The following is a 17,163-nucleotide window of genomic DNA, read 5'->3' as shown; positions in this document are numbered from 1 at the left end:
GGGGCGCGCGGTCACACTCTGCAACACAGTGTACCTCTTGCCCCGTGCTCCCCGCCATAGCAGAAAATCACGCTGTCAGGACGGCGATTGAACGTCAACTGACCGCTTGACCCGACGGCAGTCCGGCGATGATCATCTCGGTGAGCAGGGCGAAGCTCTCGTCGGTCTTCTCGGGCAGTCCGAAGCCTCCCGACGCCTCGAGTGTGGCGAAGCCGTGGACCGCGGCGCGGATGCAGCGGACGGCGTGGACGGCGTCCGGGCCGTCGAGGCCGCGGGAGCGCAGCGAGGCGAAGAAGACCTCCACGAGGCGGGCCCCGGCCTCGGCCAGGGCGGGCTCCGGCTGCTGGATCATGACGGCGTACCTGTGCGGATACTCCCGGACGTAGTCGCGATAAGCGCCCATGATGGTCCGGATCCCCTCGTCTCCGGAACGGCCGAGCAGGGCCGCCGACCCCAGCCGGGCCAGATCCTCCAGCACCCGCACGGAGATCAGGATGCGCAGGTCCCCGAGGCTGCGCACGTGCTTGTACAGCGACGGGGTGGCCACGCCCGCCCGTCCCGCCACGCCCGCCAGGGTGAGCGCGGCCGGGCCCTCGTCGTCCAGGAGGGCCACGGCGACGTCCACGACGGCCCCGGCGGACAGGCCGGCCCTAGGCAACGGCGTGGGCCTTCAGGAAGGCCAGGACGGCCTCGGCGGTCTCCGCGGGGTGCTGGGCGTGCGGGTAGTGCCCGGAACCTTCGACGATCACCGCCTCGCCGCGCGGGAGCACGCCCGCCAGGTCGACGGCCTCGGCGCGGGGATCGGGGAAATCGGGGTCCATGCCTCCCATGATGACCGCCGCGGGGACCGGCACCCGCGCGAGGACCGCCGCGGAGTCGCCGCCGGCCCCGGTCATCATCGTCGAGAAGACCTTCATGCGGCCGGGTTCGCCCAGGTTCGCGAAGAGCGCGGCCATCTCCGCGTCGTGGTCGGCAGCGCGGGCGCCGGGGTAGGCGAGGTTCAGGTACCGCCGCCAGGAGCCGAGGCTGCGCAGGAGCGCGGACAGGGCGAGGAGGCCGAGGGCCTTGACGAAGCGGGCGTTGACGTCCCGGAGGTGGATCTTCGGCGCGCGGACGCCGGGGCCGATCATGACGATGGCGGTGACCTCTTCGGGCGACGCCGTGGCCGCGATCGCCGCCGCGCCCGCGCCGAAGGACTGCCCGATGAGGATGGCGGGGCCGGAGTCCAGGTGGCGGACCAGGGCGAGGAGGTCTTCGGCGGTGTCGGTCCGCGTGTAGGAGGAGAAGCCGGGCTCGGAGTCTCCGTGTCCGCGCAGGTCGGCCGACGCGACGCGGTAGCCGGCCTCCACCAGGGCCTTCGAGAGATGACGGTAGGTCTGGCGCCGGTCGCCGATGCCATGAGTCAGGACGATAAGGGGCCCTTCTCCGGAGACTTCGTAGGAGATCCGTCCGCCTTCGACATTGAGGTACTCGGTCATGTCAGCCTCCTTGGCTAAGGTTGATAGCTAAAAAGCTAATGTACTTAGCCAAACGAGTCAACCCCATCTGGGCCACACCGGTTACGGATTTTCTGGACAATGGACCCCGGCAAGATCCCCTACTCCCCCTTCCGAGGACGACGATGAGCTGGCAGGCGCCCGGTTACGACGAGATCCGCGAACTGGGCAGCGGCGCCCATGGCCGGGTCGTCCTCGCAGTCGACAAGATGACCGGGACGTATCGGGCGATCAAGTACGTCACCCAGCGGCCCGAACTGCTCAAGGCGGAGGCCGTGACCCTCGCCTCGCTGGACGACCCGCACGTCGCCAAGGTCCACCAGGTCCTCGACGGCCCGGGCGAGGAGGCCGCGATCGTCATGGAGGCGGTCGAGGGCCACAGCCTGCGGGCCGTCCTCGACAAGCACGGCCACCTCGAACCTGTGGCGGCCCTGTACGTCCTCAAGGGCTCCCTCCTGGGCCTGGGGGCCGCGCACGCCTCCGGCATCGTCCATCGCGACTACAAGCCCGCGAACGTCATCGTGGGGCCGGACGGGGCCAGCAAGCTCGTCGACTTCGGGATCGCCGTCCCCGACGGGGAGACCGGACGGGCGGGCACCCCCTCGTACATGGCGCCCGAGCAGTGGACCGGAGGCCCCGCCTCACCCGCGACCGACGTGTACGCGGCCACCTGCGTGTTCTTCGAGTGCCTCGCCGGGATGAGGCCGTTCGAGGCCTACGACCTCGCCGACCTCCAGCAGCAGCACCAGAACACCGCCCCGCCCGTCGAGCGGGTGCCGCAGTACCTGCGCGAACTCACCGTGCGCGGCCTCGCCAAGTTCCCGGCCCAGCGGCCCGTCGACGCGTTCGCCTTCGTCAAGCAGGTCGAGAAGGTGGCTCGCAAGGCCTACGGGCGGCACTGGGAAAGGCGCGGAGCCACCGCGCTCGCCGCCGCGGCAGGGTTCGGCGGCGGGCTCGTGCTCGCGGCCGGCATGGGGGCGACGGCCTCCGGCCAGGTGACGAGCCTCGCCAGTCAGATCGGCAGCCGCGGCCTGCTCGGCAGGATCGGCGTCGTCCAGGCCACCATCGTCACCACCGCCGCGGTGATCGCGGGCGCCGCGGCGTTCCTGGTCTACTCGGCCTCCGACGGGGTGCCCGACCCCCTGCCCTTGCCTGCGGTCGTGCAGGCGGCGCCTCCGGCCGAGGTGGAGGTCCGGTTCGTCCAGGAGGACACCACCACCGAGCGGGTGACCGTGCCTACCGTCGTCGGGATCGCCGACCCGATCGTGGCCGCGAAGGTCAACGCGACCCTCCGCGCACCCATAGACCGGCACCTCGCCGAGGCCAGGCCCACCCGGACCGGCCGGGACATTCTGCGCCTGGAGACGAAGATCGGCCTCCAGACCGAGGACCTGCTCTCGGTCGCCTACCAGTACTCCGTCGAGCCCGCCGACATCGCGAACGGCAACTGGACGAAGAACTTCTGGACCCGCTTCTCGGCCACCGTCGACCTGCGCAGCGGGGCGGACATCGGGGCGCGCCGGATGTTCCCGGCGACGTCGCTGCCCGCCCTCACCGACAAGATCACCGCCGCGGCCGGCGAGCAGGCCGCGGCCTGCTTCGCCGAAGCGCCGCTGAAGCTGCACGCCGCGACCCTCGACGAGGTGCTGCGGCCCGTCCTGCAGAAGACCGGGATCAGGGCGGACCTGTACCTCGGCACCGAGGAGCACTCGCAGGCGTGCCGGGTCGTGTCCGTCCGGCTGCCCTACAAGGCGGTCGAGAAACTGATGACGCCCCTGGTGCGCGACGCCGCGGGCCGCTGACGCGGACCGCCGGGCCTCAGGGGGACTCGGCGGGGCGGGGGAAGCCGGAGATGCCGCGCCACGCCAGCCGGGCGATGACGCTCTCGGCGGTCTCCTTGGGGATCGCCTTCTGCTGCGACAGCCAGTACCGGGCGCTGACCTCGGCCATGCCGACCAGGCCGATGCCCAGCAGGTAGGCCTCGTCCACCGAGGCGCGGGTGTCCTCCTGGATCACCTTGGCGATCATCTCGGCGCACTTGTGGTTGGCACGCTCTACCCGCGCGCGCACCTGGGCGACATTGCGCAGGTCGGACTCGAAGACCAGGCGGTAGGCCTCGCCGTCGCCCGCCACGAAGTCGTAGAAGGCCTGCATGCTGGCCTGGACGCGCAGCTTGTTGTCGCTGGTGGAGGCGAGCGCGTCGCGGACGGTCGTCACCAGGGCCTCGGCGTGCTCGTCGAGCAGCGCCAAGTACAGTTCGAGCTTGCCGGGAAAGTGCTGGTAGAGCACGGGCTTGCTCACTCCGGCACGCTCCGCGATCTCGTCCATCGCCGCGGCGTGGTAACCCTGCGCCACGAAGACCTCCTGAGCGGCGCCGAGCAGCTGCCGTCTGCGGGCCATCCGCGGCAGCCGGGTGCCCCGGGGCCGGGCGTCCGGAGTTGCGGTCACGACCATGCTCCTCTTGGTACTGGAACAAACTTGAGCGGCCCTGGGTGTGCCGCTGCCCAATCCCATCATCCTACGCGTCGGTAACCTAGCTGGTCACCTATCTGCAATGCTTGCGATGGTCACCTGTGTCCCAGTGGCAGGCGCGTGACGGCGCCCGCCGAGGAGAGCGCGAGACGCCGCGGTTCAGCCCGAACGGTACTCGTCCTCGTCCAGACCGACCTCCTTGCGCTGCTCATGGGTGTCGGCGGGATCGGCCTCCATCGGCACCGGCTCCTCCTGCTCCAGTTCGTCCTCCCGGGCGTCCTCCTGGAGCTCGATCTCCTCGTCCTCGGGCGTCGCGTCGAAGATCTGCGGATCGGGCATCGGTCCTCCTGCGTCGCTGGTCACCTGGCTAGCTCCCGGAGCGAGGGCTCTATGGCTTCACCGTACGTCGGGACGGCGCGGACCACATCGGCCAGGGCGGCCACGGGCAATTCGGCCCTGATGGCGAGGGCGATCTCGGCCATCCAGTCCGGCGCTCCGGGGCCGACGGCCGCCGCCCCGGCGAGGACGCCGCGCCGGGTGTCGGCGTACAGCTCGACCCGGCCCACGACGCCCGGGGAGAGCGCGGCCCGGACGGTCGCCGACAGATCCCGGCCGGCCGTCGTCAGCGCCTCGGAGGGCGCCGCGCCCGCCGCCCACACCGGCGGGCTGGTCTGGACGGTGCGGGGCAGCGCCCGGTAGTCCGCGGTGCGCTCCATCCCGAGGAGGTTGTCCAGGACGACCCGGGACTGCTCCAGCGAGGCGTGCCGGTGGCCGGTCACGCTGCCCGCCGCCCAGACCCCCTCCAGGACCCGGCACCGCTCGTCGGCCTCCAGGGTGGTCGTGCCGAGGTTCTCCAGCCCCAGCCCCGACGCCCGGGGGAGCCGCCCGGCTGCCAGCAGGAGGCGGTCGGCGAAGAGGTCGGTGCCGTCCGACAGCAGCAGGCGCACGCCGTGTTCGGTCTGCTCCGCCTGGGCAGGGCGGACGTCCGTGACCACCCGCACACCGGTCCGGCGAAGGATCTCCGCCAAGAGTTCCCCGGTGAAGGGGGCCTCGCGGGGGAGCAGTCTGGGCTCGTCGGTCACCAGGGTGACGTGGCTTCCGTAGGTGGCGTAGATCTGAGCGAGCTCGCAGCCTTCGGGGTCGTCGCCGAGCACGACGAGGCGGCGGGGGACGCCGAAGCCGCCCAGCGCCTCCGCGGTGGTCCACGTGGGCACGTCCAGCAGGCCCGGGACGACGGGGAGCAGCGGCTCGCTGCCGGTGGCGATCACCAGGTCGCGGCAGCCGTGCGCGGCGGCGTCCTCCGGGCCGAAGACCCGCACGAGGCCCGGGCCGGCTATCTGGCCGATGCCCTCCAGGACCGTCGCCCCCGCCGGAAGCCGGGGCGGATGGCCGGCCAGGGCCCGCAGCGCCACCGCCCGCGACCAGGTGTCCCCCCGCTCGGCCGACTGCTGGAGCGCGGCGCAGCGCTCCCGGATGCGGTCGCCGCCGACGGTGCGGCACTCCACGAGCCCGACCGTGCGGCCCGCGTCGGCCAGGCCGGCGGCTATGCGGGAGCCGGAGGTGCCGCCGCCGAGCACGATGACGTCGAAGTCCATGCCCGCCATGGTGGCGGAGGGTGACCGATCGTGTGCGGGTTTTCGGCAACAGCGCGTGTGTTCGTGCGGTCCTCACCCGGCTGCGAGGGGAGCGAGGAGATCTCCCTTCTCGGCCACCCTGACCAGGACGTCTTCGGCCGTGCAGGGCACCGGCTCGCCTTCGGCGACCTCCTCCCAGGTGAGAGGGGTGGAGACGTGAGGCTCGGGTCCGGCGCGCAGTGAATAGGGCGCCACCGTCGTCTTGGAGGGGTTGTTCTGTGACCAGTCGACGAACACCTTGCCTCGGCGGAGACTCTTGTCCATCTTGCTCACGACGAGTCCCGGATGCTGCTTCGCGAGGCGCTCCGCGGCCTTCTTGGCGAAAGCGCTGGTGTCGCCCACCCGGCCCTCCTCGATCGGGACGTAGAGGTGGAGGCCCTTCTTGCCGCTGTTCTTCGGGTAGGCGTCCAGGCCCTCTTCGGCCAGGAGGTCGCGCAGGAGAAGGCCGACCTCGCAGCAGGCCGAGAACGTCGCGGGGGCTCCGGGGTCCAGATCGAAGACCACGAGGTCCGGGCCGCGGCCCACGCGCCACTGCGGCACGTGCAGCTCCAGCGCGGCGAGGTTGGCGCACCACACGAGGGTCGCGAGGTCGTCGACGACCACGAAGTCGACCGTGCCGCTCCGGCCTCCCGGCGTGGCCACGGTCTCCGTCCGCACCCAGTCCGGGGTGCCTTGCGGGGCGTTCTTCTCATAGAAGCGCAGCCCGTCCACCCCGTCGGGGTAGCGGATGCGGGTGGCGACCCGATCGCGCAGGTGGGGGAGGAGGACGGGCGCTATCCGTGAGTAGTAGTCGATCACCTCGCCCTTGGTGAAGTGCGGATAGAGCGGCTTGTGGAGGTTGGACAGAGACAGGGTCCTGCCCTCGATGACCACAGAGACCTTGTTGGGATCGGCCTTATTCACGGACCACCTCCGCGGGATCCTTGTCCGAGCGGAGGCCGCGCCAGGAAGGATGGCGGAGGCGTCCGTCCGGGGTCCACTCCGTGAAGGCGACTTCTCCGACGAGAAGAGGCTCCACCCAGTGGGCGTCCTTGGCGACGGGTCGCGGTATCTCTCCGCTGCAGGGTGTCGTGGAGCGCTCCAGGGGCTTCAGTAGAAGGGCCAGTTCGTCGAGGAAGTCGTCGGTGAAGCCGGTGCCCACGTGCCCGGTGAAGCGCAGCTCCCCGTCGACGTGCACCCCGCAGAGCAGGGAGCCGACGGACCCGTGCCTGCGGCCCTGTCCCGGTCGCCAGCCGACGATCACGACCTCCTGGGTGCGCAGGTTCTTGATCTTGATCCAGGCGCCGCTCCTGCGGCCGGGCGTGTACCGGGAGTCCAACCGCTTGGCCACGAGCCCTTCGAGGTTCTCCTCAGCCGTGTAGGCCAGCAGCTCGTCCACCTGCTCGCGGTCCTCGGCGAGCAGGTGCGGGGGCACCTCCACGGGCCCCGCGGCGAGCTCCAGTTCCTCCAGGGCGGCGCGGCGCTCGATGTAGGGGACGTCGAGGAGCGACCGGTCGTCGAGCCGCAGGAGATCGAACACGACGTACCTGACGGGCACGGCGCGCACCAGGGCCGTCGTCGGCGCGCGCACGTGCATCCGGCGCTGGAGCCGCGCGAAGGAGGGCTTGCCTCCTTCGAAGGCGACGATCTCGCCGTCGAGGACCGCGTTGTGCCCGGGCAGGAGGTCGGCCAGCGAGCCGAGTTCGGGGTAGGAGGCGGTGATCGGGGTGCCCCGGCGGCCGTAGACGAAGGCGCGGCCGTGCTCCAGGCGGCTGATGGCGCGCACCCCGTCCCACTTGAGCTCCAGAGCCCAGCGGTCGAGGTCGTCCGGCATCCTTCCGGGGGTCGCCAGCATGGGCTCCAGCACATCCACGGGGATGTTCGTACCCAACTGCCCGAATCGAACGCCTTACGGTGGGTAGGTGCCCGTTATGCGGAGTATCTGGAAGGGCGCCATCTCCTTCGGGTTGGTGACGATACCGGTGAAGCTGTATTCGGCCACCGAGCAGCGTGACGTCGCCTTCCACCAGGTGCACCGCACGGACGGCGGCCGCGTCAAGTACAAAAGGGTCTGCCAGATCGACGGCGAAGAAGTGCCGTATGCGGACATCGCCAAAGGTTTCGAGCTGCCTTCCGGCGAGATGGTCGTCCTCACCGACGAGGACTTCAAGGACCTCCCGCTGACGACGTCGAGGCGCATCGACGTCCTCCAGTTCACCCCTGTCGAGCAGGTCGACCCGATCTACTTCAACAAGAGCTACTACCTGGAGCCCGACGGCCTGGGCGCCAAGCCGTACGTGCTGCTGAGGGACGCGCTGGAGGGGTCGGGCCAGGTCGCCGTCGTCAAGGTGGCGCTGCGTTCCCGCGAGGCGCTCGCGACCCTGCGCGTCCGCGACGGCGTCTTCGTCCTGGAGACGATGCTGTGGCCGGACGAGGTCCGCGAGGCGGACTTCCCGTTCAAGGACGAGGGCATAGAGGTGCGCCCGCAGGAGCTCAAGATGGCGTCCTCGCTGATCGAGTCGATGCAGGCGGACTTCGATCCCGCGGAGTACAAGGACGCCTACCGGGAGGCGCTCCAGGCGGTGATCGACGCCAAAGCCGAAGGGCGCGAGGTCGTCCAGCCCGAGATGCCTTCGGAGGAGCCCGCCGCCACCGACCTGCTCGCCGCCCTCAGGGCGAGCGTGGAGGCGGCCAAGAAGAGCCGCGCGGAGGGCGCAGGGAAGGCGTCCACCGGAACGGTCACGAAGACCGCGAAGAAGACCACGGCGGCCAAGAAGCCCGCGGCCCGCAAGCCGCCTCGCCGCAAGTCGGCCTGAGCGGCCGATTCCGCCCCTCGCCCGCCATGCCCACTCTCCCGCGTCATGGCACGGAGGGTGACGACTTCGCTACCTTCCTGCACGGGTAGTCCGCCGCGCAGGGAGAGGATCAGTGGATGTTCGAGAACTGGGGGCGGTTCGTCCACCGCCGCCGCAAGCCCGTCCTCTGGCTCTCCCTCGCCGTCGTCCTGGTCTTCGGGGGCTGGGGCACCGGGGTGTTCGGGGGGTTGACCACCGCGGGCGGGTTCGACACGCCGAGCAGCGAGAGCCATAAGGCGGGAAAGCTGCTTGAGGAGACGTTCGGTCGCGGGGAGCCGGACATCGTCGTGCTCTACGAGGGCTCACCCTCAGACGTGTCGACCGAGGCCGCCGTAACGCTCTCCTTGGACAGGCTGCCCAAGGACAAGGTCGCCTCGACGGCCACCTACTGGAGCACAGGGTTCCCGCAGTTCGTCAGCCAGGACAGGAAGTCCACCTACGCCGTGCTCACCCTGTCCGGCAGCACGCCGCAGGAGCGGACCGACCAGTACGGAGCCATAGAACCGCTGCTCCACGACGCCGGAGGGCTGCCCGTCAAGATCGGCGGGCAGGTCGCGGTGGAAGACGCGATCAACACGCGCGTCGCGGAGGACATCGCCTCGGTCGACGAGATCTCCCTGCCGATCCTCCTCGTGCTTCTGCTCGTCATCTTCGGAGGCTTCGTCGCGGCCTCGCTTCCGCTCGTCATCGGCGGCGTCGCGATCCTCGGGTCCTTCACCGCGCTGCGCGTCCTCACCTGCCTCACCGAGGTCTCGACCTTCTCGATCTCCATCACCACCTTCCTCGGCCTCGGCCTCGCCATCGACTACGGGCTCTTCATGGTGTGGCGCTTCCGCGAGGAACTCGCCCGCGCCGACGGCGACGTGGAGACCGCCGCGGCCCGGACGATGGGCACCGCGGGACGCACCGTCCTCGTGTCCGGCGTCACCGTCGCGGTCTCCCTCGCCGGGCTCCTGGTCTTCGAGCAGTCCTTCCTGCGCTCGATGGGCATGGGCGGCGTCGCCACCGTCCTGGTCGCCATGCTCGCCGCCGTCGTCGTGCTGCCCGCGCTCATGTCCGTCCTCGGACCGCGGGTCAACGGCAGGCGCGCGCGCCCGCGCCCCGGTACCGCGGCCGGGCCCGGGCACCGGTGGCGACGGCTCGCCGACGTGGTCATGCGGCGGCCTCTCCTCGTCGCCCTGCCGATCGTCACTCTGCTGCTGGCCCTGGGCTCGCCGTTCCTGCGCATCGCCTGGGGCGGCATAGACACCAGGGTCCTCCCGGAGGGGACCGAGAGCAGGTCCGTCGCCGAGGCGCTGCTGCGGGATTTCGCGGGCAACGCCGTCAACCCGATCGAAGTGGCCGTCCGAGGGGCGGACAAGGCCGCCGGGCGCTCCTACCTGGCCGCCTTGACCCAAGTGCCCGGAGTGGAAGGAGGCCGGATCGAGGGGAGGTCCGGTGACGTCACCCGAATCCAGCTCACGTACGCGGCTCGTCCCTACTCCGAGGGGGCCCGCGACGTCGTCGAGAGGGTGAGAGAAGTCCCCGCCCCCGGCACGACGTACGTCGGCGGGGTCTCGGCGACCCTCCACGACCAGCTGGCGAGCCTCGGCCCGCGGCTCCCGCTCCTCGCGGGCATCGTCGGGACGGCCACCTTCGTGCTCCTGTTCCTCGCCTTCGGGTCGGTCCTCCTGCCCGTCAAGGCCATCATCATGAACCTGCTGTCCCTCACCGCCACCTTCGGCGCGATCGTCTGGATCTTCCAGGACGGGCACTTCTCCGGGCCGCTGGACTTCACCGTCACGGGCGACGTCTCGCCCTCGATGCCCATCCTGATGCTGGCGCTGCTCTTCGGCATCTCCATGGACTACGAGGTGTTCCTCCTGTCGCGCATCCGGGAGCAGTACGACCTCACCGGAGACAACACCCTCGCCGTCGCCACCGGTCTTCAGCGGACCGGTTCGATCATCACCACGGCGGCGCTGCTGTTCGTCGTCGTGGTGGCCGCCTTCGCCACCTCGGGCATCAGCTTCATGAAGCTCACCGGCGTCGGCATGGTCATCGCGGTCGTCCTCGACGCGACGGTCGTCCGCGCGCTGCTCGTCCCGGCCACCATGCGGCTCCTCGGCGCGGCCAACTGGTGGGTTCCCGGGCCGCTCGCCCGGCTCCACCGCAGGTACGGCATCCGGGAGGAGACCCCGCAAGAGGTCCAGGCCGCCCCGGAACGCGAGGCGGTGCCCGTCTGACGCCTCACGGCACTGCGATGGGAGGGACGGACTCCACCGCCGTGTTGCCAGGCAAGGGGGCGGCGAAGCCGGCGGGGACGTCGGGGGTCGTGGCGCGGAACGCCTCGGCGACCTTCGCGACCATGTGCTCGGCGGTCTCGATGCCGTAGCCCTCCGAAGGGTTGTGCTTGGTCATCACCGCGATGAGCAGGTCGTGGCCGTGCCCCTCGATCCGGCCCGTGCTGTTGATGGCCCAGCGCTCGCCGTCACGGGCGTGGGTCATCCAGCCGTTCTTGACGTAGAGCCTGTCGCCTTCGGCCGCGCCCGCGCGCATGCCCCAGCGCTGGTCCTCCTGCACCGCAGCCATCTGCTCCAGCACGAAGGCGCGGTTCTCCTCGTCGAGCGGTCCGGTGAACAGGTGCTCCAGGAGTTCGACGCGGTCCGCCGGCGTCGTCGTGGTGAGGCTCCAGCACAGCAGGTCAAGGCAGGAGGCGTCGATCGCGGTCGTGTCCTTCAGGCCGAAGCGCCTGTCCGACGAGTTGACGCCGGAGGCGCTGCCCGCGCGGACGAACGAGCGGTCCGCCGCCTCGTTGTCGGAGTTCCGGATCATGATCTTCAGGTCGTCGCGCTCGGAGGACGACAGGCCGTCACCGTCCTTCTGGCGGCGCAGCAGCAGACCCATGGCGATGTCGAGTTTGGCGACGCTCGCGGTCACGAACTCCTCGTCCTCGCCGAACGCGTAGGACTGCCCGGTGACCCGGTCGACCGCCATGATCCCCGCCGCGCTGGACCGGCCCTTCAAGTAGCGCTTGAAGTCCTCGTCCAGCGCGCTGGAGTCGAGTTCGAGCGGCGGCGCCGGCGTCGTCACCGTCGGCGTGGGCGAAGGCGTCTCAGGTGCGGGGGAACGGCCCGGCGAGGTGCCGCCGCAGCCCGAGGCCAGGGCGAGCGCGAGCAGCACGGCGACCGCGCGTGGGGCTTTGATCATGTTCGCCTTCTCACCCGAGGGGGCTTCGGGAAACCCGTTCACCGGATCCCGGGGAGCGGGCCCTGCCATCGGGCCCGCCGCAGGTCGACGCGGTCTTCGGTGCGCAGCGGCGTCCCTTCGCGAGCGTACTGGGTCAGCGCGCGCCGCTCGTGCCCGGGCAGGAGCCGCCCGTCGGCGCGGATCACCCGCCACCACGGCACGGCTCCGCCCGAGGTCGCCATCACCCGGCCGACCTGCCGCGGCCCGCCGACGCCCAGGTACTCGGCGACGTCGCCGTAGGTCATGACGTGCCCGGGCGGGATGCGCTCCACCAGGTCCAGGACCAGGTCGGCGTAGGAGCGCGCCGCGTCACCGGAGACCTGGCCTTCCTCGTGTTCGGGCATGGACCGATCCTGCCACGCGCGGGCGGACCGCATCGGAGACCGGCCATGGAAAGTACTTGACGGTTGGGAAAGTGGAAGGTACTTTCCAAAGCGGAAAGAGAATGTGCCGAGCAGGCGCCGCAGGGTTCAGGCCAGGGCGCCGTCCCCCCGAAAGGTGCGTGCCATGAGTGAGATCTCGCCCGAAGAGGCCCTGGCCCAGATAGGCAGGACGCAGCAGAGCGCCTATACGCGGCAGCAGCTGCCGTTGTGGTATCCGGCGGGCTGCGCCGCTCTGATCACCGTCTTCGAGATCGGACTCGACGACGATTTCGGGTGGCGGTTCTTCGTGCTCGGCCTCGGCGGGATCGCCGCGCTGGGCGCGCTCGTGTCCTTCCTGATCAACCGCTGGGCCCGGGTCCGCTGGACGAAGGAGACGTGGACACCCGCCGCGTCCGCCGTGTACGTCGGCTGGCTCCTGCTCGCGGCGGCGCTGGCACTCGGCACGCACTACCTGGTGTTCGACGGCCTCGCCGAGCCGGGCCGCAAGCTCGCCGCCGGAGGAGTGGCCGTGGCGTACCTGCTGGTGACGACCCGGCCGGCCGAAGCGCTCGTCCTGCGGCTGAGCAAGGGGAAGGTGATCTCATGAGTCCGCTCGACCCGGTGATCCACGCGCCGGTCCGACTGCAGATCATGTCGCTGCTCGCGGCGGCGCAGGAAGCGGAGTTCTCCTTCGTCCGCGACTCGGTGGAGGTCAGCGACTCGGTGCTGTCCAAGCAGGCCGCGGCGCTGGAGGGCGCCGGCTACGTCGTGATCCGCAAGGGCCATGTCGGCAAGCGCCCGCGCACGTGGCTCTCCCTCACCGAGGAGGGCCGCGCGGCCTTCCGCACCTATGTGGCGGAACTGCAGCGGATCGTCGGCCGGCCCATCGGCTCCGCCCAGGACAGCGTGCCCTGAAGGGCACGGTCGCACGGCGGGGGGATCTCGGTCGCCGGAATGCGAAGAGCCCCACGGGGAATCCCGCGGGGCTCTCTCACCTGTGTCTCACCGGTGCGGCAGGGGCCGCGGCCGGGACCGTCAGTAGGACGGCAGGCTCGGGTCGATCTGGCGGACCCAGGCCAGCACGCCACCGCCGACGTGCACGGCGTCGGCGAAGCCGGCCTGCTTCACCACGGCCAGCGCCTCGGCCGAGCGCACGCCCGACTTGCAGTGCAGCACGATCTTGCGGTCCTGGGGCAGCAGCTCCAGCGCGTTGCCGTTGAGGAACTCGCCCTTGGGGATCAGCGTCGAGCCCGGGATGCTGACGATCTCGTACTCGTTCGGCTCGCGGACGTCGACGAGGAAGATCTTCTCGTCAGCGTCCTGCCAGGCCTTGAGCTCCTGCACGGTGATCGTGGAGTCCTGGGCCGCGTCCGCGGCCTCCACCGACACCGCACCGCAGAAGGCGTCGTAGTCCTCCATCAGCTCGGTCATGGTGGCGTTCTCGCCGCACAGCGGGCAGTCGGGGTCCTTGCGGACCTTGACCGAGCGGTACGTCATCTCCAGGGCGTCGTAGATCATCAGCCGACCGACCAGCGGCTCGCCGATGCCCGCGAGCAGCTTGATGGCCTCGTTGACCTGGATGGAGCCGATCGAGGCGCACAGCACGCCGAGCACGCCGCCCTCGGCGCACGAGGGCACCATGCCGGGGGGAGGGGGCTCGGGGTAGAGGCAGCGGTAGCACGGGCCGTGCTCGGCCCAGAACACGCTGGCCTGGCCGTCGAAGCGGTAGATGGAGCCCCAGACGTAGGGCTTGCCGAGCAGGACCGCCGCGTCGTTGACCATGTAGCGGGTCGCGAAGTTGTCGGTGCCGTCGACGATCAGGTCGTACTGGGCGAAGATCTCCATGACGTTGTCGCGGTCCAGCGCGGTGTTGTGGACCACGATCTCGATCAGCGGGTTGATCTCGCGCACGGTGGCCGCCGCGGACTCCGCCTTCGGCAGGCCGAGCGTGGCCTGCCGGTGGATGATCTGCCGCTGGAGGTTGGACTCGTCGACGATGTCGAAGTCGATGATGCCGAGAGTGCCGACGCCGGCCGCGGCCAGGTACATGAGCGCGGGCGAGCCGAGGCCGCCGGCACCGACGACCAGCACCTTGGCGTTCTTCAGGCGCTTCTGCCCGGTCATCCCCACATCGGGGATGATGAGGTGCCGCGAGTAGCGGTTCACCTCGTCACGGGTCAGGTCGGCCGCAGGCTCGACCAGCGGTGGCAGGGACACGTTTCACTCCAATGCCGGGATGGGGCGCGCTGTTCGCCCAGGCATAACCGAGTCATGGCCTGGGACATTCCCAATCTACCGTTGGGGCACCGCGGCGCCGCCGATCAGGGCCGCGCCCAGCAGCCCGGCCCGGTCGCCGAGGGACGCGCGCACGATCTCGACCGGCCGGTGATAGGTGGTCCGGGCCGTCACCAGCTCGCGCAGCGGGGCCAGCAGCGTCTCGCCGCTCTGCGCGAGCCCGCCGCCGATCACCACGCGCGCCGGGGCGCAGATCGTCATGTAGGCGAGGATGGCCGTGGCCAGGGCCTCCACGGCGTCCTGCCACACCCCGAGGGCGGTCGGGTCGCCCGCCTCGACGAGCGCGGCGACCTCGTGCGCCGCGGCCTTGCGGCCTGCCCGCTCGGAGTATCGCCGACCGACGGCAGAGGCGGAGGAGACGGTCTCCAGACAGCCCAGCGAACCGCAGCCGCACGGGAATCCGCCCGGCTCGATCAGCATGTGGCCTATCTCTCCGCCGTACCCGCCGCCGCTGAACGGGCGCCCCTCAAGGATCATCGCGCCGGCGATGCCGGTGCCGAGCGCCAGGAACAGCAGGTCGGTCTCGCCCTTGCCCGCGCCGAGCACCGACTCGGCGAGGCCGCCGGCCCGCACGTCGTGGCCGATGGCGACGGGCAGGTCGGTGTGCGCGGAGAGGTGGTCGCGCAGCGGGAAGTCGATCCAGCCGATGTTCGCCGAGGAGCGGACCACGCCGTCGGCCTCGTCGATGATGCCGGGGATCACCACGCCGGCTCCCGACGTCCGCAGGTCCCGCTCGCGGGCCTGGGCGGACAGGTCGCGGACGGCGCCGACCAGCCGCTGCGTCACCGCGGCGGGGCCGTCCTCCCTACCGGTGTCGTACAGCCGCTCGGTGATCACCCGGGCGTCGGTCCCGACGAGCCCGGCCTTCATCCGCGTGCCGCCCACGTCAAGCGCGACCACGCACGACTCACGCGACTCCGGCATGCAGGACTCTCCCCTCGACTGTGGGGCGAAACCCCCCGGCGCATCATGCCCTGTCCCCGATGACCGCGGGTAATCGGAGCCGTCGAGAGGCCGCCAAGGGCCGGATCTCACCTGCCCGAACAGCGATCCAGAACGGGATATCCGGCGTCGAAACCGTGCGGGACCGCCAGGTCGGATGTTTGCCGATGGCGACCCATATGACGCCTGGTTGGTGCGATCATGCGTCCTAGGCTCGGGGAGGAGAGAGCGATGACGGACGGGGTGGTTCTCGGCGGCCGGTACCGGCTCGGAGAGCAGATCGGCAAAGGCGGGATGGGTCAGGTCTTCAAGGCCATGGACACCCGGCTTGAGCGCGAGGTCGCGGTCAAGGTGCTGCCCCAGGCGCCGGACCAGGACACGGTGGGCGTCGCCCGGTTCCTGCGCGAGGCGCGGCTCGCCGCGACGCTCCAGCACCCCGGCATCACCGTCGTGCACGACATCGACGTGGACGACAACGTGCTCTACCTGGTCATGGAGCTCTTGAACGGCCGCGACCTGTACAAGCTGCTGGAGTCGCGCCCGGGCGGCCTCCCGCTCGACCAGGCGGTCGACCTGGCGATCCAGATCACCGACGCGCTCGGCGCCGCCCACGCCCGCGGCGTGGTCCACCGCGACCTGAAGCCCGCGAACGTCATGGTCGTGGAGGGCGGCCGGGCGAAGCTCTGCGACTTCGGCATCGCCAAGCACCTGTCCTCGGCCACCGGGCTGACCGGCAGCGGCGTCCTCGGCACGCCCGTCTACATGGCGCCCGAGCAGTTCCTCGGCCGCGAGATCGACGCGCGCACCGACGTGTACCTGCTCGGCGGCATGTTCCACGAGCTGTTCTGCGGCAAGCCGCCGTTCCCGATCGACGAGGGCCTTGAGGAACTCGTCCAGGGACACCTGAAGTACCAGCCGAAGGGGCCGCGGCACCACAACCCCGCGGTGCCGCCGGAGATCGACAGGCTCGTCCTGGACATGCTCGCCAAGGAACCCGCCGAGCGGCCCGCCGACGCGGCCGAGATCGTGCGGCGGCTGAAGGCGCTCGGCCCCGTCCAGGCCGTGCCGCCCGCGGCCGCCCCGGCCGCGCACCATGCCGCACCGGCTCCCGCTGCGCCGTCGGTGCCCTCGGCCCCGTCGGTCCCGCAGGCGTCCCCGTTCCCGCCGGTCTCCTCGCACACGCCGCCCCCGACCCCGGCCGCCGAGTACGACCAGCTGCACAGCCGCGCCGCGCGCTACTGCCACGAAGGCCGCTTCAACGACGCGATCACCGCGGCCGAGCAGGCCTCCAACGGGCGCGCGCAGCTCCTGGGCCCCGAGCACCCCGACACCCTGAGCAGCCGGAACATCCTCGCCTCGGCGCTGTACCTGTCCGGGCGAGGGCAGGAGGCCGAAGCCGTCGCGCGGACCGTCGCCCAGGCGCGCGCCCGCGTCTTCGGCGGCGAGCACCCGCGGACCCTGCGCAGCTGGCTGCTCGTCGGCAAGATCCTCTACACGGTCGGCCGGCCGCTGGAGGCCCTGCCCATCGCCCAGGGCGTCGCCCGCGACCGCGGCCGCATCTTCGGTCCGGAGAACGCCGAGACGCAGGAGGCGCGCAACACCGAAGGCTGGTCGCTGCACTCCCTCGGCCGCCACGCCGAGGCCCTCTCGGTCGCGTTCGACACCGCCACGGCCCGCGGCCGACTGCTCGGCAACGAGCACCCCGACACCCTGGAGACCCGGCTTCTCCTGGGTCTCGCCAACCAGGCCGTCGGCCAGTTCCCGCGCGCGCACGCGATCGCCACCGCCCTCAAGACCGACTGCCACAAGGTCCTCGGCCCGGCGCACCCCCTCACCGCGCGCGCGGAGGCGCTGTGGACCTCCCTCAACAGCCCGTCGCCGACGCCCTACTACCGCTGAC

General features: G+C 71.0%; 17 protein-coding genes. 6 read left to right on the top strand and 11 right to left on the bottom strand.

The features are described from left to right. Positions 1–94: 94 nt before the first annotated feature. Both ACYVOM_RS02840 and ACYVOM_RS02835 read right to left on the bottom strand, forming a co-directional pair. Entirely contained in the window at positions 95–658 is a 564-nt protein-coding gene (locus ACYVOM_RS02840) for a TetR-like C-terminal domain-containing protein (protein ID WP_460301601.1), read from the bottom strand. Then, positions 651–1,478 (bottom strand): alpha/beta fold hydrolase, encoded by an 828-nt coding sequence (locus ACYVOM_RS02835; RefSeq protein WP_460301600.1) that lies wholly within the window; start codon positions 1,476–1,478, stop codon positions 651–653. The genes ACYVOM_RS02840 and ACYVOM_RS02835 overlap by 8 nt, the downstream gene beginning before the upstream one ends. 143 nt (positions 1,479–1,621) lie before the next feature. Between ACYVOM_RS02835 and ACYVOM_RS02830 the strand changes: the two genes are divergently transcribed. After that, positions 1,622–3,298: a serine/threonine-protein kinase gene (locus tag ACYVOM_RS02830; RefSeq protein ID WP_460301599.1), complete on the top strand. Its 1,677-nt coding sequence runs from the start codon at positions 1,622–1,624 to the stop codon at positions 3,296–3,298. A 16-nt stretch (positions 3,299–3,314) separates the two neighbouring features. On the opposite strand, the gene ACYVOM_RS02825 is transcribed toward ACYVOM_RS02830, so the two are convergent. The 5 genes from ACYVOM_RS02825 to ligD (ACYVOM_RS02805) form a co-directional block, all read right to left on the bottom strand. Beyond that, positions 3,315–3,944, bottom strand: a complete 630-nt coding sequence (locus tag ACYVOM_RS02825) for a TetR/AcrR family transcriptional regulator (RefSeq protein ID WP_460301598.1) — start codon at positions 3,942–3,944, stop codon at positions 3,315–3,317. 183 nt (positions 3,945–4,127) lie between these two features. Further along, on the bottom strand, positions 4,128–4,307 hold the full coding sequence (locus tag ACYVOM_RS02820; RefSeq protein WP_460301597.1) for a hypothetical protein: 180 nt from the start codon (positions 4,305–4,307) through the stop codon (positions 4,128–4,130). A 20-nt stretch (positions 4,308–4,327) separates the two neighbouring features. After that, positions 4,328–5,563 carry an FAD-dependent oxidoreductase gene (locus ACYVOM_RS02815; protein ID WP_460301596.1) on the bottom strand — a complete coding sequence of 412 codons (1,236 nt, stop codon included), beginning with the start codon at positions 5,561–5,563 and terminating at the stop codon, positions 4,328–4,330. Between the two features lie 72 nt (positions 5,564–5,635). After that, the gene (gene ligD, locus ACYVOM_RS02810) at positions 5,636–6,505 is read right to left on the bottom strand and encodes a non-homologous end-joining DNA ligase (protein WP_460301595.1); all 870 of its coding nucleotides are present in this window, start codon (positions 6,503–6,505) and stop codon (positions 5,636–5,638) included. Continuing rightward, positions 6,498–7,472 (bottom strand): non-homologous end-joining DNA ligase, encoded by a 975-nt coding sequence (gene ligD / locus ACYVOM_RS02805; protein ID WP_460301594.1) that lies wholly within the window; start codon positions 7,470–7,472, stop codon positions 6,498–6,500. Before ligD (ACYVOM_RS02805) ends, ligD (ACYVOM_RS02810) begins: the two co-directional genes overlap by 8 nt. A gap of 40 nt (positions 7,473–7,512) precedes the next feature. On the opposite strand from ligD (ACYVOM_RS02805), the gene ku reads away from it, so the two are divergent. Both ku and ACYVOM_RS02795 read left to right on the top strand, forming a co-directional pair. Further along, positions 7,513–8,397 (top strand): non-homologous end joining protein Ku, encoded by an 885-nt coding sequence (ku, locus tag ACYVOM_RS02800; RefSeq protein WP_460301593.1) that lies wholly within the window; start codon positions 7,513–7,515, stop codon positions 8,395–8,397. Between the two features lie 116 nt (positions 8,398–8,513). Continuing rightward, entirely contained in the window at positions 8,514–10,661 is a 2,148-nt protein-coding gene (locus ACYVOM_RS02795; protein WP_460301592.1) for an MMPL family transporter, read from the top strand. A gap of 4 nt (positions 10,662–10,665) precedes the next feature. On the opposite strand, the gene ACYVOM_RS02790 is transcribed toward ACYVOM_RS02795, so the two are convergent. Continuing rightward, the gene (locus ACYVOM_RS02790) at positions 10,666–11,625 is read right to left on the bottom strand and encodes a serine hydrolase (protein WP_460301591.1); all 960 of its coding nucleotides are present in this window, start codon (positions 11,623–11,625) and stop codon (positions 10,666–10,668) included. 38 nt (positions 11,626–11,663) lie between these two features. Further along, positions 11,664–12,008: an MGMT family protein gene (locus ACYVOM_RS02785; RefSeq protein WP_460301590.1), complete on the bottom strand. Its 345-nt coding sequence runs from the start codon at positions 12,006–12,008 to the stop codon at positions 11,664–11,666. Positions 12,009–12,171: 163 nt separating this feature from the next. On the opposite strand from ACYVOM_RS02785, the gene ACYVOM_RS02780 reads away from it, so the two are divergent. Continuing rightward, positions 12,172–12,633 carry a hypothetical protein gene (locus tag ACYVOM_RS02780; RefSeq protein ID WP_460301589.1) on the top strand — a complete coding sequence of 154 codons (462 nt, stop codon included), beginning with the start codon at positions 12,172–12,174 and terminating at the stop codon, positions 12,631–12,633. Then, entirely contained in the window at positions 12,630–12,941 is a 312-nt protein-coding gene (locus tag ACYVOM_RS02775; RefSeq protein WP_460301588.1) for a winged helix-turn-helix domain-containing protein, read from the top strand. The genes ACYVOM_RS02780 and ACYVOM_RS02775 overlap by 4 nt, the downstream gene beginning before the upstream one ends. 120 nt (positions 12,942–13,061) lie before the next feature. On the opposite strand, the gene moeZ is transcribed toward ACYVOM_RS02775, so the two are convergent. Together moeZ and ACYVOM_RS02765 are read right to left on the bottom strand one after the other, a co-directional pair. Then, positions 13,062–14,243, bottom strand: coding sequence for an adenylyltransferase/sulfurtransferase MoeZ (gene moeZ, locus ACYVOM_RS02770; RefSeq protein WP_460301587.1), 1,182 nt, complete (start codon positions 14,241–14,243; stop codon positions 13,062–13,064). A 75-nt stretch (positions 14,244–14,318) separates the two neighbouring features. Next, a complete protein-coding gene (locus ACYVOM_RS02765; protein WP_460301586.1) occupies positions 14,319–15,245 on the bottom strand; it encodes an ROK family protein in 927 nt (308 codons plus the stop codon). A 249-nt stretch (positions 15,246–15,494) separates the two neighbouring features. On the opposite strand from ACYVOM_RS02765, the gene ACYVOM_RS02760 reads away from it, so the two are divergent. Beyond that, positions 15,495–17,162: a serine/threonine-protein kinase gene (locus tag ACYVOM_RS02760; RefSeq protein ID WP_460301585.1), complete on the top strand. Its 1,668-nt coding sequence runs from the start codon at positions 15,495–15,497 to the stop codon at positions 17,160–17,162. Position 17,163: the final 1 nt, after the last annotated feature.

The sequence above is a fragment of the Actinocorallia aurea genome, assembly GCF_054783995.1.
This window is presented reverse-complemented; position numbering and strand designations above follow the sequence as displayed.

What these genes read in the sequence shown, in the direction of transcription:
- ACYVOM_RS02835 (WP_460301600.1), bottom strand. Translation starts at nt 1,478, where the DNA reads ATGACCGAGTACCTCAATGTCGAAGGCGGACGGATCTCCTACGAAGTC.
- ACYVOM_RS02830 (WP_460301599.1), top strand. Translation starts at nt 1,622, where the DNA reads ATGAGCTGGCAGGCGCCCGGTTACGACGAGATCCGCGAACTGGGCAGC.
- ACYVOM_RS02820 (WP_460301597.1), bottom strand. Translation starts at nt 4,307, where the DNA reads ATGCCCGATCCGCAGATCTTCGACGCGACGCCCGAGGACGAGGAGATC.
- ACYVOM_RS02815 (WP_460301596.1), bottom strand. Translation starts at nt 5,563, where the DNA reads ATGGACTTCGACGTCATCGTGCTCGGCGGCGGCACCTCCGGCTCCCGC.
- ku (WP_460301593.1), top strand. Translation starts at nt 7,513, where the DNA reads ATGCGGAGTATCTGGAAGGGCGCCATCTCCTTCGGGTTGGTGACGATA.
- ACYVOM_RS02795 (WP_460301592.1), top strand. Translation starts at nt 8,514, where the DNA reads ATGTTCGAGAACTGGGGGCGGTTCGTCCACCGCCGCCGCAAGCCCGTC.
- ACYVOM_RS02790 (WP_460301591.1), bottom strand. Translation starts at nt 11,625, where the DNA reads ATGATCAAAGCCCCACGCGCGGTCGCCGTGCTGCTCGCGCTCGCCCTG.
- ACYVOM_RS02785 (WP_460301590.1), bottom strand. Translation starts at nt 12,008, where the DNA reads ATGCCCGAACACGAGGAAGGCCAGGTCTCCGGTGACGCGGCGCGCTCC.
- ACYVOM_RS02780 (WP_460301589.1), top strand. Translation starts at nt 12,172, where the DNA reads ATGAGTGAGATCTCGCCCGAAGAGGCCCTGGCCCAGATAGGCAGGACG.
- ACYVOM_RS02775 (WP_460301588.1), top strand. Translation starts at nt 12,630, where the DNA reads ATGAGTCCGCTCGACCCGGTGATCCACGCGCCGGTCCGACTGCAGATC.
- ACYVOM_RS02765 (WP_460301586.1), bottom strand. Translation starts at nt 15,245, where the DNA reads ATGCCGGAGTCGCGTGAGTCGTGCGTGGTCGCGCTTGACGTGGGCGGC.
- ACYVOM_RS02760 (WP_460301585.1), top strand. Translation starts at nt 15,495, where the DNA reads ATGACGGACGGGGTGGTTCTCGGCGGCCGGTACCGGCTCGGAGAGCAG.